Source organism: Elusimicrobiota bacterium, assembly GCA_016182905.1.
GTDB lineage: Bacteria > Elusimicrobiota > Elusimicrobia > UBA1565 > UBA9628 > GWA2-66-18.
Genome location: JACPFR010000060.1, coordinates 1 through 17961 on the forward strand (window position 1 = coordinate 1; position 17961 = coordinate 17961).

33 protein-coding genes are annotated in these 17961 nt (G+C 64.9%); all 33 read left to right on the forward strand.

All coding sequences use genetic code 11. From position 1 onward, the window contains the following. Positions 1 to 148 (forward strand): elongation factor Tu (gene tuf, locus HYV14_17740; protein MBI2387832.1); only part of this gene is annotated, 148 nt, incomplete at its 5' end. 36 nt (positions 149 to 184) lie between these two features. Further along, positions 185 to 508 (forward strand): 30S ribosomal protein S10, encoded by a 324-nt coding sequence (gene rpsJ / locus HYV14_17745; protein ID MBI2387833.1) that lies wholly within the window; start codon positions 185 to 187, stop codon positions 506 to 508. 83 nt (positions 509 to 591) lie between these two features. Next, positions 592 to 1386, forward strand: a complete 795-nt coding sequence (rplC, locus tag HYV14_17750) for a 50S ribosomal protein L3 (GenBank protein ID MBI2387834.1) — start codon at positions 592 to 594, stop codon at positions 1384 to 1386. 9 nt (positions 1387 to 1395) lie between these two features. Next, on the forward strand, positions 1396 to 2019 hold the full coding sequence (rplD, locus tag HYV14_17755; GenBank protein MBI2387835.1) for a 50S ribosomal protein L4: 624 nt from the start codon (positions 1396 to 1398) through the stop codon (positions 2017 to 2019). 11 nt (positions 2020 to 2030) lie between these two features. Then, entirely contained in the window at positions 2031 to 2330 is a 300-nt protein-coding gene (gene rplW, locus HYV14_17760; protein ID MBI2387836.1) for a 50S ribosomal protein L23, read from the forward strand. Between the two features lie 11 nt (positions 2331 to 2341). Then, positions 2342 to 3187 (forward strand): 50S ribosomal protein L2, encoded by an 846-nt coding sequence (rplB, locus tag HYV14_17765; protein MBI2387837.1) that lies wholly within the window; start codon positions 2342 to 2344, stop codon positions 3185 to 3187. A 9-nt stretch (positions 3188 to 3196) separates the two neighbouring features. Continuing rightward, positions 3197 to 3481, forward strand: a complete 285-nt coding sequence (rpsS, locus tag HYV14_17770) for a 30S ribosomal protein S19 (GenBank protein MBI2387838.1) — start codon at positions 3197 to 3199, stop codon at positions 3479 to 3481. Between the two features lie 26 nt (positions 3482 to 3507). Further along, the gene (rplV, locus tag HYV14_17775) at positions 3508 to 3882 is read left to right on the forward strand and encodes a 50S ribosomal protein L22 (GenBank protein MBI2387839.1); all 375 of its coding nucleotides are present in this window, start codon (positions 3508 to 3510) and stop codon (positions 3880 to 3882) included. A 6-nt stretch (positions 3883 to 3888) separates the two neighbouring features. Further along, entirely contained in the window at positions 3889 to 4632 is a 744-nt protein-coding gene (gene rpsC / locus HYV14_17780) for a 30S ribosomal protein S3 (protein ID MBI2387840.1), read from the forward strand. Position 4633: 1 nt separating this feature from the next. Then, positions 4634 to 5050 carry a 50S ribosomal protein L16 gene (rplP, locus tag HYV14_17785; GenBank protein ID MBI2387841.1) on the forward strand — a complete coding sequence of 139 codons (417 nt, stop codon included), beginning with the start codon at positions 4634 to 4636 and terminating at the stop codon, positions 5048 to 5050. Positions 5051 to 5054: 4 nt separating this feature from the next. Then, positions 5055 to 5273 carry a 50S ribosomal protein L29 gene (gene rpmC / locus HYV14_17790; protein ID MBI2387842.1) on the forward strand — a complete coding sequence of 73 codons (219 nt, stop codon included), beginning with the start codon at positions 5055 to 5057 and terminating at the stop codon, positions 5271 to 5273. Next, complete coding sequence (gene rpsQ, locus HYV14_17795) at positions 5270 to 5593, forward strand: 30S ribosomal protein S17 (GenBank protein MBI2387843.1); 324 nt, start codon at positions 5270 to 5272, stop codon at positions 5591 to 5593. Before rpmC ends, rpsQ begins: the two co-directional genes overlap by 4 nt. Continuing rightward, a complete protein-coding gene (gene rplN / locus HYV14_17800) occupies positions 5590 to 5958 on the forward strand; it encodes a 50S ribosomal protein L14 (GenBank protein MBI2387844.1) in 369 nt (122 codons plus the stop codon). The genes rpsQ and rplN overlap by 4 nt, the downstream gene beginning before the upstream one ends. A gap of 40 nt (positions 5959 to 5998) precedes the next feature. Further along, the gene (gene rplX / locus HYV14_17805; GenBank protein ID MBI2387845.1) at positions 5999 to 6322 is read left to right on the forward strand and encodes a 50S ribosomal protein L24; all 324 of its coding nucleotides are present in this window, start codon (positions 5999 to 6001) and stop codon (positions 6320 to 6322) included. 17 nt (positions 6323 to 6339) lie between these two features. After that, positions 6340 to 7059, forward strand: coding sequence for a 50S ribosomal protein L5 (gene rplE, locus HYV14_17810; protein MBI2387846.1), 720 nt, complete (start codon positions 6340 to 6342; stop codon positions 7057 to 7059). 1 nt (position 7060) lies between these two features. Further along, positions 7061 to 7246 (forward strand): type Z 30S ribosomal protein S14, encoded by a 186-nt coding sequence (locus HYV14_17815; protein MBI2387847.1) that lies wholly within the window; start codon positions 7061 to 7063, stop codon positions 7244 to 7246. Between the two features lie 7 nt (positions 7247 to 7253). Continuing rightward, on the forward strand, positions 7254 to 7649 hold the full coding sequence (gene rpsH, locus HYV14_17820; protein ID MBI2387848.1) for a 30S ribosomal protein S8: 396 nt from the start codon (positions 7254 to 7256) through the stop codon (positions 7647 to 7649). Between the two features lie 6 nt (positions 7650 to 7655). Then, positions 7656 to 8228: a 50S ribosomal protein L6 gene (gene rplF / locus HYV14_17825; GenBank protein ID MBI2387849.1), complete on the forward strand. Its 573-nt coding sequence runs from the start codon at positions 7656 to 7658 to the stop codon at positions 8226 to 8228. After that, positions 8229 to 8591, forward strand: coding sequence for a 50S ribosomal protein L18 (rplR, locus tag HYV14_17830; GenBank protein ID MBI2387850.1), 363 nt, complete (start codon positions 8229 to 8231; stop codon positions 8589 to 8591). A 25-nt stretch (positions 8592 to 8616) separates the two neighbouring features. Then, the gene (gene rpsE / locus HYV14_17835; GenBank protein ID MBI2387851.1) at positions 8617 to 9222 is read left to right on the forward strand and encodes a 30S ribosomal protein S5; all 606 of its coding nucleotides are present in this window, start codon (positions 8617 to 8619) and stop codon (positions 9220 to 9222) included. Between the two features lie 52 nt (positions 9223 to 9274). Beyond that, entirely contained in the window at positions 9275 to 9733 is a 459-nt protein-coding gene (gene rplO / locus HYV14_17840) for a 50S ribosomal protein L15 (protein ID MBI2387852.1), read from the forward strand. A gap of 3 nt (positions 9734 to 9736) precedes the next feature. After that, positions 9737 to 11077 carry a preprotein translocase subunit SecY gene (gene secY, locus HYV14_17845; GenBank protein MBI2387853.1) on the forward strand — a complete coding sequence of 447 codons (1341 nt, stop codon included), beginning with the start codon at positions 9737 to 9739 and terminating at the stop codon, positions 11075 to 11077. Further along, the gene (locus tag HYV14_17850; protein ID MBI2387854.1) at positions 11074 to 11724 is read left to right on the forward strand and encodes a nucleoside monophosphate kinase; all 651 of its coding nucleotides are present in this window, start codon (positions 11074 to 11076) and stop codon (positions 11722 to 11724) included. Before secY ends, HYV14_17850 begins: the two co-directional genes overlap by 4 nt. Before the next feature lie 8 nt (positions 11725 to 11732). After that, positions 11733 to 12497, forward strand: coding sequence for a type I methionyl aminopeptidase (gene map, locus HYV14_17855; GenBank protein ID MBI2387855.1), 765 nt, complete (start codon positions 11733 to 11735; stop codon positions 12495 to 12497). A 1-nt stretch (position 12498) separates the two neighbouring features. Further along, complete coding sequence (infA, locus tag HYV14_17860; protein ID MBI2387856.1) at positions 12499 to 12714, forward strand: translation initiation factor IF-1; 216 nt, start codon at positions 12499 to 12501, stop codon at positions 12712 to 12714. A gap of 3 nt (positions 12715 to 12717) precedes the next feature. Continuing rightward, on the forward strand, positions 12718 to 12831 hold the full coding sequence (gene rpmJ, locus HYV14_17865) for a 50S ribosomal protein L36 (GenBank protein ID MBI2387857.1): 114 nt from the start codon (positions 12718 to 12720) through the stop codon (positions 12829 to 12831). A 56-nt stretch (positions 12832 to 12887) separates the two neighbouring features. Further along, on the forward strand, positions 12888 to 13283 hold the full coding sequence (rpsM, locus tag HYV14_17870; GenBank protein ID MBI2387858.1) for a 30S ribosomal protein S13: 396 nt from the start codon (positions 12888 to 12890) through the stop codon (positions 13281 to 13283). A 21-nt stretch (positions 13284 to 13304) separates the two neighbouring features. After that, a complete protein-coding gene (gene rpsK, locus HYV14_17875) occupies positions 13305 to 13727 on the forward strand; it encodes a 30S ribosomal protein S11 (protein MBI2387859.1) in 423 nt (140 codons plus the stop codon). A 4-nt stretch (positions 13728 to 13731) separates the two neighbouring features. Continuing rightward, positions 13732 to 14358 (forward strand): 30S ribosomal protein S4, encoded by a 627-nt coding sequence (gene rpsD / locus HYV14_17880; protein MBI2387860.1) that lies wholly within the window; start codon positions 13732 to 13734, stop codon positions 14356 to 14358. A 65-nt stretch (positions 14359 to 14423) separates the two neighbouring features. After that, complete coding sequence (locus HYV14_17885; GenBank protein MBI2387861.1) at positions 14424 to 15431, forward strand: DNA-directed RNA polymerase subunit alpha; 1008 nt, start codon at positions 14424 to 14426, stop codon at positions 15429 to 15431. Positions 15432 to 15496: 65 nt separating this feature from the next. Then, complete coding sequence (rplQ, locus tag HYV14_17890) at positions 15497 to 15844, forward strand: 50S ribosomal protein L17 (protein MBI2387862.1); 348 nt, start codon at positions 15497 to 15499, stop codon at positions 15842 to 15844. 104 nt (positions 15845 to 15948) lie between these two features. Next, entirely contained in the window at positions 15949 to 16998 is a 1050-nt protein-coding gene (locus HYV14_17895) for a rod shape-determining protein (protein ID MBI2387863.1), read from the forward strand. 73 nt (positions 16999 to 17071) lie between these two features. Beyond that, positions 17072 to 17961: rod shape-determining protein MreC (locus tag HYV14_17900; GenBank protein MBI2387864.1), on the forward strand; the 890-nt coding region annotated here is incomplete at its 3' end.

Sequence of the window (17961 nt, forward strand, 5' to 3'; positions counted from 1 at the left end):
CGGCGTCGAGATGGTCATGCCGGGAGACAACATCGACATCGAGTGCGAGCTGATCGCCCCGATCGCGATGGAGAAGGGTCTGCGTTTCGCCGTTCGCGAAGGCGGCCATACCGTGGGTGCCGGCGTCGTCGCCGACATCGTCGCGTAAATAACCCGTTAAAATAGCCCAGGAATAAGGTATAATATGGCCGAGACCAACAATCCGCAGCAGAGAATCCGCATCCGCCTTCGCGCTTACGACCACCGCGTCCTCGACGCCAGCGTCGGAAAGATAGTCGAGACGGCCCAGCGAACGGGAGCTGTCGTTTCCGGCCCCATCTTGTTGCCGACGCACATCAAGAAGTACACCGTGCTGCGGTCTCCGCACGTCGACAAAAAGTCGCGCGAGCAGTTCGAGATGCGCATCCATAAGCGCCTCATCGAGCTGAACTCGACGACTTCCAAGACGGTGGACGAGCTGATGAAGCTCGATCTGCCTGCCGGCGTCGACGTCGAAATCAAGCTCTAGTCACACGGAGCTGAAGCGGTACCGTCCCCTTGGGTGGTTCCAGCTGTAGGGACGTCTTTTGTCATTTTTTAGGGTAAAAAATTATGAGCGAGCAGCAGACGACTGAAGCGACGGCGGCGAACGACGGGGTCAAGAAGGCTCCCGCGACGTTCCGCGCCATCCTGGGCGAGAAGATCGGCATGACGCAGATCTTCCACCCCAAGGACCAGAACCTTTACGGCGTGACCATCATCAAGGCGGGGCCCTGCCCCGTTCTCCGGGTCAAGACCGCGGACTCCAAGGACGGCTACGCCGCGGTGCAGCTCGGCTTCGGCACGATCAAGGACAAGTCCCGCAACTCGGCCGAGCTCGGCCAGTTCAAGGCGGCCGGCGTCCCCGCGCAGAAGTACGTGCGCGAGATCCGCGACGCGAACCTCGCGGGCCTCGAGGCCGGTCAGACCGTCACCTGCGAGATCTTCAAGACCAACGACTACGTCGACGTCCAGGGCGTGACGAAGGGCAAGGGGTTCGCCGGCGTCATGAAGCGCCATAATTTCCGCGGCCTTCCCGCCTCGCACGGCGCGTCGGACAAGCAGCGCTCCCCGGGCTCCCTCGCCTCCCGCCGCTCGCTCGGACGCGTCATGCCCGGCCAGCGCATGGCGGGCCACATGGGCAACGTCGTCACTTCGACCATCAAGATCGAAGTCGTCGATGTGGACGCCGAGAAGAACCTGATCTACGTCGCGGGCGCCGTCCCCGGCCCCCGCGGCGGTCTCGTCACGATCTTCGAGACCGTCAAGAACAAGAAGGTCCGCATCGACACCGTCAAGTCCACGATCAAGAAGGACAAGATGGGCAACATCATCAAGGCCGCCGTCAAGCCCGGCGCCAAGAAGTAAGGGATCATCATGGACGCTAAAGTCATCGACGTCAACGGCAAAGAGACCGGCACGGTCTCCCTCAAGGAAGAGATCTTCGGCCACAAGCCGGAGCGCCGCTTCCTCCACGAGTTCGTCACCATCTACCTCGCCAACCAGCGCGCGTGGACCTCGAACACCAAGAGCCGCACGACGGTGTCCGGCGGCGGCCGCAAGCCGTGGAAGCAGAAGGGGACCGGCCGCGCCCGCTCGGGCTCAATCCGCTCCGGTCTGTGGCGCCACGGCGCGATCATCCACGGCCCGCGCATGGGCCGCGGAGCTCGCCTCGACTACCCTCGCCAGAAGGCGCGGCTCGCTCTCGCCCAGGCCCTCTCGGCCCGCGCGCAGGACGGCGGCCTCGTCTGCGTCAAGGAGCTGACGATCAAGGAGCCCAAGACGAAGCTCCTGGCCGCGGCCCTCGCCAAGATCGGCTGCGAAGGGAAGACCTTGATCGTTCTGGACGCTCCGAATGCCGCCCTGGCGCTCGCGAGCCGCAACATCCCCACCGTCGCCGTCCGTCTCGCGGCCGACATCAACGCTTACGAGGTTCTTTACTGCAAGAAGCTCGTGATCACGCAGCCCGCGCTCGAGAAGCTCGGCGCGCGCTGGAACTGAGGAACACGACGATGTCCGATAAAGCTCTCCACGAAATCCTGGTCCGGCCCCTCCTCACCGAGCGCGGCACGGGCAACCAGGAGAAGTACAACCAGTACCTGTTCGAGGCCGCTCCCGACGCGACGAAGACCGACATCAAGCGCGCCGTCGAGACGATGTTCAAGGTCACCGTCGAGAAGATCCGCACGCAGGTCGTCCCCGGCAAGTTCCGCCGGTTCGGACGCGGCGGCGGCATGCGCCCCGACTGGAAGAAGGCCATCGTGACCGTCACGAAGGGCCAGAAGATCGACTTCGCCACCCCCGCCGCCTAAGAGAAAACACCATGGCCATCAAATCCTACAAGCCGTACACGCCTTCCCGCCGCGGGATGACCTCCCAGGACTACTCGGACATCACCACCAACGTGCCCGAGAAGAGCCTCGTCTCCCAGCTCAAGCGCACCGGCGGCCGCAACAACACCGGCATGATCATGGTCCGCCACCAGGGCGGCGGCCACAAGCGCGCGTTCCGCGCGATCGACTTCAAGCGCTACGACAAGGCCGGCGTCCCCGGCAAGGTCGTCTCGATCGAGTACGACCCGAACCGCTCGGCCCGCATCTGCCTCGTCAACTACGCCGACGGCGAGAAGCGCTACATCGTGCAGCCCGCCGGCATGAAGGTCGGCGACAGCATCATGAGCGGCCCGGACGCCGAGATCAAGATCGGCAACGCGCTCCCCGTCGGCAAGATCCCCGAAGGTACCTTCATCCACTGCCTCGAGCTCAACCCCGGCAAGGGCGCGCAGATGATGCGCTCGGCCGGCACCCAGGCTCAGCTGATGGCGAAGGACGGCGGCTACGCGCAGATCAAGATGCCGTCGGGCGAGGTCCGCATGGTCCCCGACACCTGCTACGCGACGATCGGCCAGGTCGGCAACTTCGAGCACAACACGATCACGCTCGGCAAGGCCGGCCGCAACCGCCACCTCGGCATCCGCCCCACCGTCCGCGGCGGCGCGATGAACGCGACCGACCACCCGCTCGGTGGCGGCCGCGGCAAGTCGAAGGGCAACAATCACCCGCGCTCTCCTTGGAACCAGCTCTCGAAGGGCTTCAAGACGCGCAACAAGAAGAAGGTCTGGGGCTGGATGATCGTCTCCGACCGGCGCCGCTCGGCGCAGCACGCGTAAAGAGGGATTATGAGCCGATCTACTAAGAAGGGACCGTACGTCGAAGCGAGCCTGCTGAAGAAGGTCCAGAAGCAGAACAACGCCGGCGAGAAGAAGCCGATCAAGACCTGGGCGCGCCGCTGCACGATCACGCCCGAGTTCGTCGGCCACACGTTCTCCGTGCACAACGGCCGCAAGTTCCTGCCCGTCTACGTCAACGAGCAGATGGTCGGCCACAAGCTCGGCGAGTTCTCGTTCACCCGCTTCTTCAAGAACCACGGCGGGACGCACAAGGACGCGGACGCCAAGACCTAAGGTCAAAGGGATAAAAGAGAAATAACATGGAAGCTACTGCTCACTCTCGGTTTCAGCGCTACGGGACGCGCAAGGTCGGCCAGGTCCTCAAGGAGATCCGCGGCAAGTCGGTGCTCGAGGCCGAGCGGATCCTCCCGATGATGCCCCGCATCTGCTCGACGATGGTCTCCAAGGCCGTCCGCTCCGCCGCGGCGAACCTCGTCAACCTGGCCGCCAAGAACGGCCACCAGATCAACCCCGAAAAGGTCTACATCAAGTCCTGCTGGTCCACGATGGGCCCGATGGGAAACATGAAGCGCATGCTGCCCGCTCCGCAGGGCCGCTCCTATACCTTCAAGCGAAAAGTCTGCCACTTGACCGTCATCGTCAGCGATGAGCGCGTCGCCGGCAAAGGGAAGTAAGACACCATGGGCAATAAGATCCATCCGAACGCGCTCCGCCTCGGCTACATTCACGACTGGCAGTCCAAGTGGTTCTCCACGAAGGACGCCCCCGCCCTCATCGGCGAGGACTTCAAGATTCGCAACCTGGTCCGCAAGGCCTTCCGCATGGCCGCGGTCAGCTGGGTCGGCATCGAGCGCGCGGGCTCGTACCTGCGCGTCAACATCCACACGGCCCGCCCCGGCGTCGTGATCGGCAAGAAGGGCGCCGACATCGAGGCTTTGAGGAAGAACGTGGAGGCCATGACCTCTCGCAAGACCTACGTCAACGTCATGGAGATCAAGGATCCCGAGCTCGACAGCCGCCTCGTCGCGGACTCGATCGCGGTCCAGCTCGAGAAGCGCATCGCCCATCGCCGCGCCATGCGCCGCGCGATGGAGCGCACGATCCAGTCCGGAGCCCTCGGCATCAAGGTCATGATCTCCGGCCGCGTCAACGGCGCCGAGATCTCGCGCCGCGAGTGGCAGCGCGAGGGCCGCGTGCCCCTGCACACCTTCGCCGCGGACGTCGACTACGGCACCGCGGAGGCCATGACGCACGCCGGCCTCATCGGCGTGAAGGTCTGGATCTTCAAGAAGCAGCACTTCGTGAAGTCGCTGAAGGAGCTGCAGATGATGGCCAAGAAAGAGGCGGCGCTCGTCGCGGCCGCGATGTCCATCGAATCCGGCGAGCAGCCCGCGCCGGCGCCGGCTCCGGAAGGGGGACGCTGACATGCTGATGCCCAAGCGCGTCAAGTACCGCAAGCCCCACTCTCATCCCCGCATCAAGGGACCGGCGAAGCGCGGCGTCAGCCTCGCGTTCGGCGAGTTCGGCCTGAAGGCGCTCGAGCCCAAGTGGGTCACGGCCCGCCAGATCGAGTCCTCCCGCGTCACGATCTCCCGCCACCTCAAGAAGGGCGGCAAGCTCTGGGTCCGCATCTTCCCGGACAAGGCGATCACGAAGCACCCCGCCGAGACCCGCATGGGCAAGGGCAAGGGCGCTCCCGATCATTGGGCCGCGGTCGTTCGCCCGGGCCGCATCCTGTTCGAAGTCGGCGGCTTGACCAGCGACGAGGCCAAGAAGGCCCTCAAGATGGCCTCCTACAAGCTGCCCATCCTCACGAAGTTCGTCGCCCGCGAGCACATCTAAACATATGGCCGACAAGAAGACGACTAAGAAGGAATCCGCCGCGACCGCGGTGAAGAACCCGAGCGAGCTCAGGAACGAGCTCCGCAACGCGCTCGAGAAGCGCGCCAAGCTCGAGTTCCAGCACAACGTCGCCCCGCTCAAGAACCCCATGGAGCTGCGCCATCTCCGCCGCGAGATCGCGCGCCTCAAGACGCAAATGTCCCGTAAGGAGGCCGCGAAGTGACGAAGACCGCCGCCGCTCCCGTCGCCGCCGAGCTTGATCTCGACCGCGGCAGCCGCAAGACGCTCGAAGGAGTCGTCGTGTCCGACAAGATGAACAAGACCCGCACCGTCCGCGTGTCCCGTTCCGTCCGGCACCCCTTCTACGAGAAGATCATGAAGAAGTCCAAGAAGTTCCACGCGCACGACGAGAACAACGAGGCCCGCGAGGGAGACGTCGTTGAGATCGCCAGCACGCGCCCGATGTCCAAGCTCAAGCGCTGGCGCATCGTGCGCATCGTGAAGGCCGCGCCGAAGGGCCTGGCGGAGGCCAACGCCAAATGATCCAGCTTCGCACGATGGTCAACGTCGCCGACAACTCCGGCGCCCGCCGCCTGCAGTGCTTCCACGTGATGGGCGGCTCCTACCGCCGCTACGCGTCCTTGGGAGACATCATCGTCTGCTCCGTCGTGGACGCTCTCCCGAACGGCGCGATCAAGAAGGGCACCGTCGTCAAGGCCGTCGTGGTGCGCGTCAAGCGCAACCTGCGCCGCGCCGACGGCTCCCACGTCTCCTTCGACGACAACGCCGCGTGCCTGATCGACGACAAGAACGAGCCGAAGGGGACCCGCGTGTTCGGGCCCGTGGCGCGCGAGCTGCGCGACAAGGAGTTCCTGAAGATCGTTTCCTTGGCTCCCGAGGTCGTGTAATGAGTCTCCCCTATAATTGGGCCCCGGAGGTCGTGTAGTCATGAAGTTCAAGATCAAGAAGAAGGACAAGGTCGTCGTGATCTCCGGCAAGGAGAAGGGCAAGACCGGAGAGGTGCTCGAGCTCATCGCCGGCGACGCGTTCACCCCGACCCGCGTGCTCGTCTCCAAGGTCAACATGGTGACGAAGCACAAGAAGCCGACGCAGACGGACCCCGGCGGCATCACCAAGATCGAGGCTCCTCTGTCGATGAGCAACGTCATGCTCCTCGACCCGAAGACCAACAAGCCCACCCGCGTGCGCATCAAGACCGCCGCCAACGGCGACAAGTCGCGCATCGCGAAGTCCGGCGAGACGATCGCCTAATATTCAGGTAAGGAACCATGGCTGAGAAAACGACAGACGAAAAGGCGAAAGCGGCGGCCCACAAGGCCGCCCAAGCCGCCAAGAAAGCGGGACTCGAGAAGCAGGCCGCCTCCAAGGCCGGCCCCGCGTTCGAGCTGAACCAGGACGGCCGCGAGACCGAGCACCCGGTCCCGCGCCTCAAGACCCACTACCGCGAGAACGTGATCCCCTCCTTCATGGAGAAGCACGGCCTCAAGAACCCGCATGAGGTCCCGAGCCTGCGCAAGATCGTCCTCAACGTCGGCGTCTCCGAAGCCCGCGACAACGTCCAGATGCTGGACAACGCGCGCGAGGAGCTGGCGCTGATCACCGGCCAGTGGCCGCAGGTCCGCAAGGCCACGAAGTCGATCTCCAACTTCAAGCTGCGCCAGGGCATGCCGATTGGCGTGCGCGTCACTTTGCGCGGCGACCGCATGTGGGAGTTCCTGGACCGCCTCATCGCGGTCTCCATCCCCCGCATCCGCGACTTCCGCGGCCTCGAGCCCAAGGGCTTCGACGGCTCCGGCAACTTCAACCTCGGCCTGAAAGAACAGCTGATCTTCCCTGAGATCAAGGCCGAGCGCGTCCCGCAGCAGCGCGGCATGAACATCTCGTTCGTGATCGGCGGCGGCAAGGACGACCTGAGCCTGGATCTCCTCAAGGATCTCGGCATGCCGTTCAAGACGGCCGAGCAAGCGGCCAAGAAGGGGAACAACTGATATGGCCACCACTGCATGGCGCGCGAAGATGACCAAGGCGCCCAAGTTCTCGACTCGTCATCGCAACCGCTGCCAGATCTGCGGCCGTCCTCGCGCGTTCTACCGCGACTTCGGCCTGTGCCGCATGTGCTTCCGGAAGATGGCCCATCAGGGCCTACTCCCGGGCATCAAAAAGTCCTCCTGGTGAACTAATCATGGATCCTATCGCCGACTTGCTGACTCGCATCCGCAACGCCAACGTCCGACAGAAGGACCGCGTCGACGTCCCCATGTCGAAGCTGAAGATGGAGGTCGTCCGCGTCTTGAAGGAAGAGGGCTTCATCGCCAACTTCAAGACCCTGTACAACGGGACCAACAAGCAGGGCACCATCCGCGTGTTCCTGAAGTACTCCCCGACGAAGGAAGCCGTCATCCGCGGCATCAAGCGCGTGTCGAAGCCCGGCCTGCGCATCTATCGCCCGCACGACGACATCCCTCACTCGCGCGGCGGCTTCTCCGTCACGATCGTGTCCACGTCCCAGGGCGTCATGACCGACGCGATGGCGAAGGAAAAGAAGGCCGGCGGCGAGATTCTCTGCCAGGTGTGGTGATCTAACATGTCCCGAATTGGAAAGCAGCCCGTCGTCATCCCCAGCGGAGTCCAGCTCAAGCTGGACGGCAACGTCGTCACCGCCAAGGGGCCCAAGGGGGAGCTCAAGGAAGCTCTTCACCCCTACGTCAAGGCCGAGGTCAAGGACGGAGCCGTCATCCTGTCCGCCGACATCTCCGTCGCCCGCGACGCCTCCGCGATCTGGGGCATGACCCGCGCCCGCCTGAACAACCTCGTTCAGGGCGTGTCGGTCGGCTACTCGAAGATCCTCGAGATCCACGGCCTCGGCTTCCGCGCCGAGGTCGCGGGCCAGAAGCTCACGCTCGCGATCGGCAAGTCGCACCCCGTCGTGTTCGAGGCGCCCAAGGGCGTGACGCTCACCGTCGACGCGAAGAAGACCTTGCTCACCGTGTCCGGCATCAACAAGGACGCGGTCGGCGCCACGGCCGCGGACATCCGCGAGCTGCGCAAGCCCGAGCCCTATAAGGGCACCGGCATCCGCTATCAGGGCGAATACGTCCGCAAGAAGGCGGGCAAGACCGCGGCCGGCGCGAGCGCCGGGGCGGGAGGCAAGAAGTAAATGAAGAATAAATGGGTTCGGGCCGAATTCCGGAAGACGGCGACGCGCAAGCGCCTGTTCGAGCACCGCGGCGACCGCCCGCGCTTGAGCGTGCACCGCAGCCTCAAGTACATCTACGCGCAGGTCATCGACGACAACAAGGGCGTCACGCTCGCGTTCGCCTCGTCGCTCGACAAGGACCTGCGCACGACGCTGAAGTCCCACAAGAGCGTCGACGCGGCGAAGAAGGTCGGCGAGAGCATCGCGGCGAAGGCCAAGAAGGCCGGCGTCACGAAGGTCATGTTCGACCGCGGCCAGTACGTGTACCACGGGCGCGTCAAGGCGTTGGCTGACGCGGCTCGCGCCGGCGGACTTGAGTTTTAGGCTTTAATAAACTGGAGACTTTGTAATGGCTACTGAGACGACGACGACGGTTCCCACCCAGCCCATCGTGCCCGCGGCGACGGAACGCCCCGAGCGCGGAGACCGTGGAGGTCAGGGCGGCGATCGCCGCGGCCCGCGCCGCGGTCCGCGCCGCGACAACCCCCGCGAAGAGGGCGGCTTCAAGGAGACCGTCGTCACGATCAACCGCGTGGCCAAGGTCGTCAAGGGCGGCAAGCGCTTCTCGTTCTCCGCGCTCGTCGTCGTCGGCGACGCGGCCGGCAAGGTCGGCTACGGCATGGGCAAGGCCAAGGACGTCCAGGCCGCCATCCTGAAGGGCAACGCGCACGCTAGAAAGGCCCTCATCAGCTTCCCGATCGTGCCGGAAGGCACGATCCCGCACGAGATCGTCGCGAAGTTCGGCTCCGCCAAGGTCTGGATGAAGCCCGCGACCCCCGGTACCGGCGTCATCGCCGGCGGCGGCGTGCGCGCGGTCCTCGAGGCCGCCGGCGTCAAGAACATCCTCACCAAGAGCCTCGGCTCGTCGAACGCCTTCAACATGGTCGGCGCGACGTTCGAGGCCCTCAAGCTCCTTCGCACGAAGGAAGACATCATCAAGCTCCGTGGAAAATAAAGTGGCCAAAGCGAAAACTCCCGTCGCCCCCGTTGAGACGCAGACGCAGACGATCTCTCTGTCTAACTTAGAGCCCGTCCCCGGCTCGCGCCGCCGCCCGATCCGTCTCGGCATGGGCGAAGGCTCCGGCACCGGCCAGACCGCGACGCGCGGCCAGAAGGGCCAGCGCTCCCGCTCGGGCGACGGCAAGCTCGTCGGCTTCGAGGGCGGCCAGACGCCCCTGATCCGCCGGATCCCCAAGCGCGGCTTCACCAACGGCCTGTTCAAGGTCGTCTACCAGGTGATCGACCTCGGCACTCTCGAGCGCGTGTTCAAGAACAAGGCCGAGATCACGCTCGAGGATCTGCGCATCCACAACCTCATCAAGGGCCGCAAGCCCGTCAAGATCCTCGCCGACGGCGAGCTCAAGCGCGCCATCAAGGTCAGCGCCCACGGCTTCTCCGCCAGCGCCAAGGAAAAGATCGAGAAGGCCGGCGGCAAGGCCGAGGTCGTCAAGGCTGTGAAGGCCTAAGCGATGCGCGGACTCGGCGACATCTTCGAGATCCCGGAACTGCGCAAGCGGGTGCTGTTCACCCTCGGCGCGATCGCGGTATTCCGCATCGGGGCGTCCATCCCGATCCCGGGCGTCAACGGCGACGCCATCCGCGCGATCTTCGACGCCCAGCAGAGCAGCCTGCTCGGCTTCCTCAACACGTTCTCGGGCGGCGCCCTCGGGCGCTTCTCGATCTTCTCGATGGGCGTGGTCCCTTACATCAACGCCTCGATCATCATGAGCCTGCTGCAGGGCGCGCACGTCCTGCCCTTCCTCGACCGCCTGGCCAAGGACGGCGAGCTGGGCCGGCGCAAGCTCAACAGCTACACCCGCTACCTGACCCTCTTCCTCGCCGTGTTCCAGTCCTTCGGCCTGACGATCGCGATCACGAAGATGCAGGCCCCGGGCGGGATGCCCACGGTCGTCGACCCGACCTGGATGTTCTACTGCGTGACCGTGCTCACGATGACCGCCGGCACGATCTTCGTCATGTGGCTCGGAGAGCAGATCACCGAGCAGGGCATCGGCAACGGCGTCTCCCTGCTGATCTTCACCGGCATCGTCGAGAGCATCCCGGCCGCCGGCTACAGCCTCTTCGAGCTCGTCCGCCTCGAGGAGATCAACCTCTTCTCCGCCATCGGGATCGTCGCCGCGCTGGCGGCGGTCATCGTCGCGGTCGTCTGGGTGGAGACCGCGCAGCGCAAGATCCCCGTCCAGTACGCCAAGCGCATGGTCGGCCGCAAGATGTACGGCGGCTCGCAGAGCTACCTGCCGCTCAAGGTCGACCAGAGCGGCGTCATCGCGGTCATCTTCGCGCTGTCCCTGCTGTCGGTGCCCGTGACGATCGCGACCTTCATGCCCAACGCCTCCTCGGCCGAGGGCGTGATGCGCTTCTTCCAGGGCGGCAACTACGTCTACGACGCGGTGTACGCCGGCCTCATCATCTTCTTCTGCTACTTCTACAACTCGGTCTCGATCAACCCGGTCGACTTGGCGGAAAATATGAAAAAGTCCGGCGGCTTCATCCCGGGCATCCGTCCCGGCGAGCCCACCGCCAAGCACATCGAGTGGATCCTCGAGCGCATCACCCTCGGCGGCGCTCTCTTCGTGGCCGTGATCGCGGTCATGCCCGACATCATGAAGCGCGAGTTCAGCGTCCCCTTCTTCTTCGGCGGCACCTCGCTGCTGATCGCCGTCGGCGTCGCGCTCGACACGATGGGCCAGCTCGAGGCGCACCTGATCATGCGCCACTACGAGGGCTTCCTCAAGAAGGGCCGCATCCAGGGGCGCTGGTTCAACGTCGGCTCGGGAGTCTCCCAGTGATCGTGATCCTGCTCGGCTCGCCCGGCTCCGGCAAAGGGACCCAGTCCAAGCGCCTGGCGGACCGCTACGGCTTCCAGCACCTCGCCACCGGCGACATCTTCCGCGCCGAGATCGCGCAGAAGACCGCGATCGGCATCAAGGCGCAGGACTACCTGAAGAACGGCAAGCTCGTCCCCGATTCGATCGTCATCGAGATGGTCGCCGGCAAGATCGAGACCGGCGGGAACTATCTCCTCGACGGCTTCCCGCGCACGATCGAGCAGGCGCAGGGGCTGGCCGAGATGCTCAAGGGCGTCGGCGCCTCCGTCGACCTGGTGGTCTTCCTCACCTTGCCGAAGGAAGAGGCGATCAAGCGCATGGCGTCGCGCCGCACGTGCTCCAGCTGCGGCGAGGTGTACAACGCGTTGAGCCGCCCGCCGAAGGCGGACGGCGTCTGCGACAAGTGCGGCGCCGCCGTCGTCCAGCGCGAGGACGACTCCGAGGCCACGGCGGTCAAGCGCCTGATGGTGTTCGAGGACCTGACGCACCCGCTCGTCGCGTACTACAAGTCCGAGGCCGCGTTCGAGGAAGTGGACGCGTCCAAGTCCCCGGAGATGGTCGAGGCCACGCTGTCGGCCGTGATCGATTCGGCGAAGGCGTCTCGGTGACCATGCTGATGAACAAGGCCGTCGAGGTGAAGACCCGCGAGGAGCTGGCGATCATGCGCCAGGCCGGCGGCGTCGTCGCCGACATCCTCGTCCTGCTCAAGGGCCTCGTCAAGCCCGGCATGACCACCGGCGAGATCGACGCGTTCTGCCGCGAGGAGCTCAAGAAGCGCGGCGCCAAGCCCGCCTTCCTCAACTATCACGGCTTCCCCGGCGTGATCTGCGTGTCCATCAACTCGGAGATCGTCCACGGGATCCCGTCGGACAAGCGCGTCCTCAAGGAGGCCGACATCGTCGGTCTCGATTTCGGCGCCGTCATCGACGGCTGGTACGGCGACTCCGCGATCACCGTCGCCATCGGCAAGATCTCTCCCGAGGCCCAGCGCCTCATGGACGTGACGCGCGAGTGCCTCGAGCGCGGCATGGCCGCCGTCAAGAACGGCAGCCGCATCGGCGACGTCGGCTTCGCGATCCAGTCCCACGCGCAAGCCAACGGCTACACCTTGGTCCGCGAGTTCGTCGGCCACGGCATCGGCCGCGCGCTCCACGAGGAGCCGCCCGTCCCGAACTACGGCAAGGCCGGCACCGGCGGACGCCTCAAGACCGGCATGACGATCGCCATCGAGCCGATGGTGAACATGGGCGGCCCCGAGGTCACCACCCTCGGCGACGGCTGGACCGCGGTCACCAAGGACGGCAAGCTGTCGGCTCATTTCGAGCACACGGTCGCGGTCACCGACGCGGGCTTCGAGATCCTGACCTTGCCCACGATTTAACATGACGAAAGAAGAGAAGATCGAAGTCGAAGGCCGCATTTTGGAAGCGCTCCCGAACGCGATGTTCCGCGTCGAGATCGCTCCCAGCAAGGTCGTTTTGGCCCACATCTCCGGCAAGATGCGCATGCACTACATCAAGATCCTGCCCGGAGACAAGGTCCGCATCGAACTGTCCCCTTACGACCTCACGCGGGGACGCATCACCTACCGGGAGTAAGCCATGAAAGTCAGAGCGAGCGTCAAACCCATTTGCCAGAAGTGCAAGATCGTCAAGCGCAACGGCGTCGTCCGCGTACTGTGCTCGAACCCGAAGCACAAGCAGCGGCAGGGCTAACAGCTTTACCAAAAAGACGCAAAGACACGAAGAACAAAGAGAGAACGGAGAAAAGAATGGCGCGTGTAGCGGGAGTCGATCTTCCCAAGAATAAGCGTATCGACGTGGCGCTTCAGTACCTTTATGGCGTGGGCGAGACCCGCGCGAAGGTGGTGATCGCGAAGCTCAACGGCATGGTCAAGCCCGACACCCGGGTCAAGGACCTCACCGAGGAGCAGGTCGTGCTCATCAACAACCTCCTGCTCAAGGATTTCAAGGTCGAAGGCGAACTGCGCCGCGAGACCCTCGCGAACATGGCGCGCCTGACCGAGATCGGCTCGTTCCGCGGCCACCGCCATCGCCGCAACCTGCCGTGCCGCGGACAGCGCACGAAGACGAACGCGCGCACCCGCCGCGGCCGCCGCAAGACGGTCGGCGTGGGCAAGGCCGCTTCGCCCACCGGCAAGGCTTAAGGATTCAGGAGAAAGTAAATTATGGCCGACGAAAAAACGACTCCCGCCGCGCCGAAGGCAGCGCCTTCCGCGGCACCCCGCAAGAAAGCCTGGAAGTCTTTGACCTTCGCGAAGGTCCACATCCAGTGCTCCTTCAACAACACCATCGTGTCGCTCACCGACGACCGCGGCGACGTGCTCATCTGGGCCACCGCCGGCGGCTCGGGCTTCCGCGGCACGAAGAAGGGCACGCCCTTCGCGGCCGGCGTGACGGCGAAGAAGGTCGCCGACCGGGCCGTCCAGCTCGGCGTCAAGCAGGTCGCCGTGTTCATCAAGGGGCCCGGCCCGGGTCGCGAGACCGCGGTTCGGTCGCTCGGTTCCGCCGGACTGATGGTCATCAGCCTTAAGGACGTCACGCCGATGCCGCACAACGGCTGCCGCCCGCCCAAAGCGAGGAGAGTCTAGTTTTATGGCCCGTTATACCGACGCCGTCTGCAAGTTGTGCCGCCGCGAGCAGCAGAAGCTGTTCCTCAAGGGCGACAAGTGCTACACGAAGTGCGTGCTCGAGAAGCGCCCCGGCATCCCCGGCATGGCGAAGCCTCAGCGCGGCAAGCCTTCCGCCTTCTCGATCCGCCTGCGCGAGAAGCAGAAGCTCCGCCGCATGATCCAGATGAACGAGCGCCCGTTCGAGCGCGCGGTCGGCAACGCTTCCGCGGCCCGCGAGGCCTCCGGAGACGCGCTGCTGCGCGGCCTGGAGCTGCGCCTGGACAACATCGTGCGCCGCATGGGCGTGGCCACCTCGATCAAGACGGCGCGCCAGCTCGTCCTGCACGGGCACGTCAAGATCGGCGGCAAGGTCGTCGACATCCCCTCGTTCCCGGTGAAGACCGGCAGCGTGGTGTCCGTCAACGTCAAGATGAAGGAGAACGTCGGCGTCAAGCTGAGCCTCGAGACGGCCAAGAAGCTCAGCAACCGCCCCGCCTTCCTCGAGTTCGATGAGACGGCCCTGTCGGCGAAAGTCCTCCGCATTCCCGAGCGCGGCGAGACCAGCTTCCCGATCAACGACCAGTTGATCATCGAGTATTATTCACGCTAACGCGTGAATAATACGTTCCTTAAGAAACGGCCTCAACTTAGTTTTAAACCGGAGAATAAGAGAATATGGCTTACAAAGAACTGATCCTGCCGCAGAAGCTGTCCGTCGACGAGAAGTCGATGTCGGACAGCTACGCGAAGTTCGTCGCCGAGCCGTACGAGCGCGGCTACGGGCACACGGTCGGCAACGCGCTCCGCCGCGTGCTGCTGTCGTCGCTCGAGGGCGCGGCCGTCACGGCCGTGCGCATCGAGAAGGCGACGCACGAGTATCAGGCTCTTCCGGGCGTGAAGGAGGATGTGATGAACATCCTGCTGAACCTCAAGAAGCTGCGCGTGAAGCTCTTCTCCAACGGCCCCGAAACGGTCTATCTCTCCGTTTCTAAAGAAGGCGTCGTCACGGCGAAAGATATCCAGGGCAACGCGAACGTCGAGGTCGTCAACAAGGACCTCGTGATCGCGCACCTCGAGGCGGGCGGCAAGATCGACATGGAGATCGAGGTCTCCAAGGGCCGCGGCTACGTCCCGGCCGAGGAGCTCCGCCAGCAGAACCAGTGGGCCGCGGGCTTCCTGCCCGTCGACGCGCTGTTCTCTCCCGTCGTCAAGGTGCACTACGACGTCGAGAACGCCCGCGTCGGCCAGGTGACCGACTACGACCGCCTGATTCTTGAAATTTGGACCGATGGGTCGCTGAACCCCGCCGAGGCCTTGATCCAGTCGTCGAAGCTCCTGCGCGAGTCCCTCAACATCTTCATCCCCGAGGAAGAGCAGGCGGCCGAGGCGGCCGCCGGCGGCCTGTCCGACGGCTCGGCCTCCGAGGGCGTCGTGTCCCTCGCCGGCCTCGACCCGAAGCTGCGCGAGATCCTCAACCAGCCGATCGAGATGATCGAGCTGTCCAGCCGCGCGTCCAACTGCCTGAAGGTCGCCCGCATCCGCACGATCGGCGAGCTCGTGGGCAAGCGCGACGAGGAGCTCCTGGCCGTCAAGAACTTCGGCAAGAAGTCCCTCGACGAGATCAAGGACCGGCTCAAGGACATGGGTCTGTCTCTCGGCATGCAGGTGGGACAGCTCGGGTAAAGCCGAGCTGCCCCCTTTCTTTTATAAACAGCCTTACATCAGTTTGATTCTAGGAGATAGGATTTATGGCGTCTAAAGCACTCGGTCGTCGTCAGCTCGGCATCACCAGCGCGCATCGCCGCGCGCTGCTGCGGAACATGGCCACGAGCCTGTTCAAGCACGAGCGCATCGAAACCACCATCGCGAAGGCGAAGGAGCTCCGGCCGTACGCCGAGAAGCTGATCACCAACGCGAAGAAGGGCGAGCACTTCATGGTGCGCCGCCAGATCCAGGACAAGGTCGTCTACAAGAAGCTGTTCGAAGTCCTGGCTCCCCGGTACGCCCAGCGCCCCGGCGGCTACACCCGCATCCTCAAGATCGCTCCGCGCATCGGCGACAACGCCAAGCTCGGACTGATCATGCTCGTGTCCTGACGCAAGAAAAGACGCGGCATGACGGGTCGGGACTGTTTCCGGAAGCAGTCGACTCGCGCCGGTGCGAGTCCTGTTGCGCGGTCGCGAAAAAGGTAAGATAAATAATGCTCGATTTCCTCTTCAGCCTGTTCTCGAACGACATGGGCATCGACCTGGGCACGGCCAACACCCTCGTCTACGTCAAGGGTCAGGGAATCGTGCTGCGGGAGCCCTCGGTGGTCGCCATCGACCGCGAGACGCGCCGCGTGCTCGCCATCGGCGCGGAGGCCAAGCGCATGCTCGGCCGCACGCCCGCGTCGATCATCGCGGTCCGCCCGCTTCGCAACGGCGTCATCGCCGATTTCGAAGTGACGCAGGAGATGATCAAGTACTTCATCCGCAAGGTGCACAACCGGCGTTCTCTTCTGCACCCCCGCGTCGTGATCGGGATCCCGTCGGGCATCACGGAAGTCGAGCGTCGCGCCGTGCAGGAGTCGGCCGAGCAGGCCGGCGCCCGCCGCGTTTATCTCATCGAGGAGCCCATGGCCGCCGCGATCGGCGCCGATCTGCCGATTTCGGAGCCCCACGGCAACTTCATCGTCGACATCGGCGGCGGCACGACCGAGGCGGCCGTGATTTCTCTTGGCGGCTTGGTGGTGTCAAAGTCGTTGGACATCGCCGGCGACGAGATGGACGAAGCCGTCATCATGCATTTCAGACGCAAGTACAACCTCCTGATCGGCGAGACGACCGCCGAAGAGGTCAAGATCCAGATCGGATCGGTCTTCCCGCTGAAGGAAGAGAAGACCATGGAAGTGAAGGGCCGGGATCAGGCCACCGGCTTGCCGAAGACGGTTTTGATCACGTCGGAAGAGGTGCGCCAGTCGCTCATGGAGCCGGTGCAGCTCATCCTCGACGTGATCAAGAACACGCTGGAGGAGACTCCGGCGGAATTGGCTGCGGATTTGGTGGACCGCGGAATCATGCTCGCGGGCGGCGGATCCTTGCTGAGAGGTCTACCCGACCTCATCCGGCAGGAGACCGAGCTGCCCGTGCATCGTGCCGCGGACCCCTTGAGCTGCGTTGCGCTCGGGACGGGGAAGTTCCTCGAGGAGCTCGATCATATCGACGATCGGCGCCCGGACTTCGTCACGTCCTATCGAGACCGCTCGTAAGAGCGGTCGTCCCAGACACCGTCCATCGTGACGTGCAACTCCGGGCCTAGGCTCTAGCCTAGGGTCCGGTCACATGCAACGCGAAACGCGTATCGCCAACTTCGTCCTGGGCGCCTTATCGGCGCTCTCGCTGCTGCTTCTGTCCCTGCCCTTGTCGACGCCGGTGCGTTCCGTCAAGGCCGGGGCGGGGTATCTGCTCGACCCGCTCGCCTATCAGGGCGAGGCGGGCTATCAGCGCATCTCCGGCCTGCCCGCGCGGGTCGGCCAGCTCCTCCGGGCCGACATCGAGAACGAGAGCCTGCGCGCCGAGCTGCGGCGCGGGGAGTGGCTCTCGACCACCGTCTCCGCCCTCGCCCTCGAGAACGAGCGCCTGCGCCGCGCGCTCGTGCTGAAGGCTCCCGTGGGGCGCTTCCCCGCCTGGGTGCACGTCATGGAGCGCGACCCGATCCACTGGTACCGCAGCCTCGTCGTCGACGCCGGCTCCGATCGCGGCGTCTCCCTCAACGACCCCGTGCTCGGTCCGCGCGACGGCCGCCTCGTCGCCGTGGGACGGGTCGTCGACGTGCGCCCGAACATGTCGACGGTCCTGCTCCTCACCGACGAGCTCTCCGCCGCCGCCGCCTACCTGTCCTCCGGGACCCTCGAGGGGCTCGTGCAGGGCCAGGACGGGCCCCGCCTGCGCATGAACTATCTCAACGCCGAGGCCCGGCTCTCGGAGGGCGACTCGGTCTATACCTCGCCGACGAGCGCGACCTTCCCTCCGGACGTGCTCATCGGCCGCGTCGCGCGCGTCAACCCCCGCGATCCCTTCCTCACCTTCCAGTCCGTCGAGGTCGCGCCCGCCGCCGACGCCTCCTCGCTCCAGGAGCTGATGATCCTGCGCGCGAAGCCGCTCGAGGGCGAGGGCAAGCCTCCCGTCTACGTGCCGCCGCCCGCGCCCGCGGCCCCCGCTCCCGCCGCGCC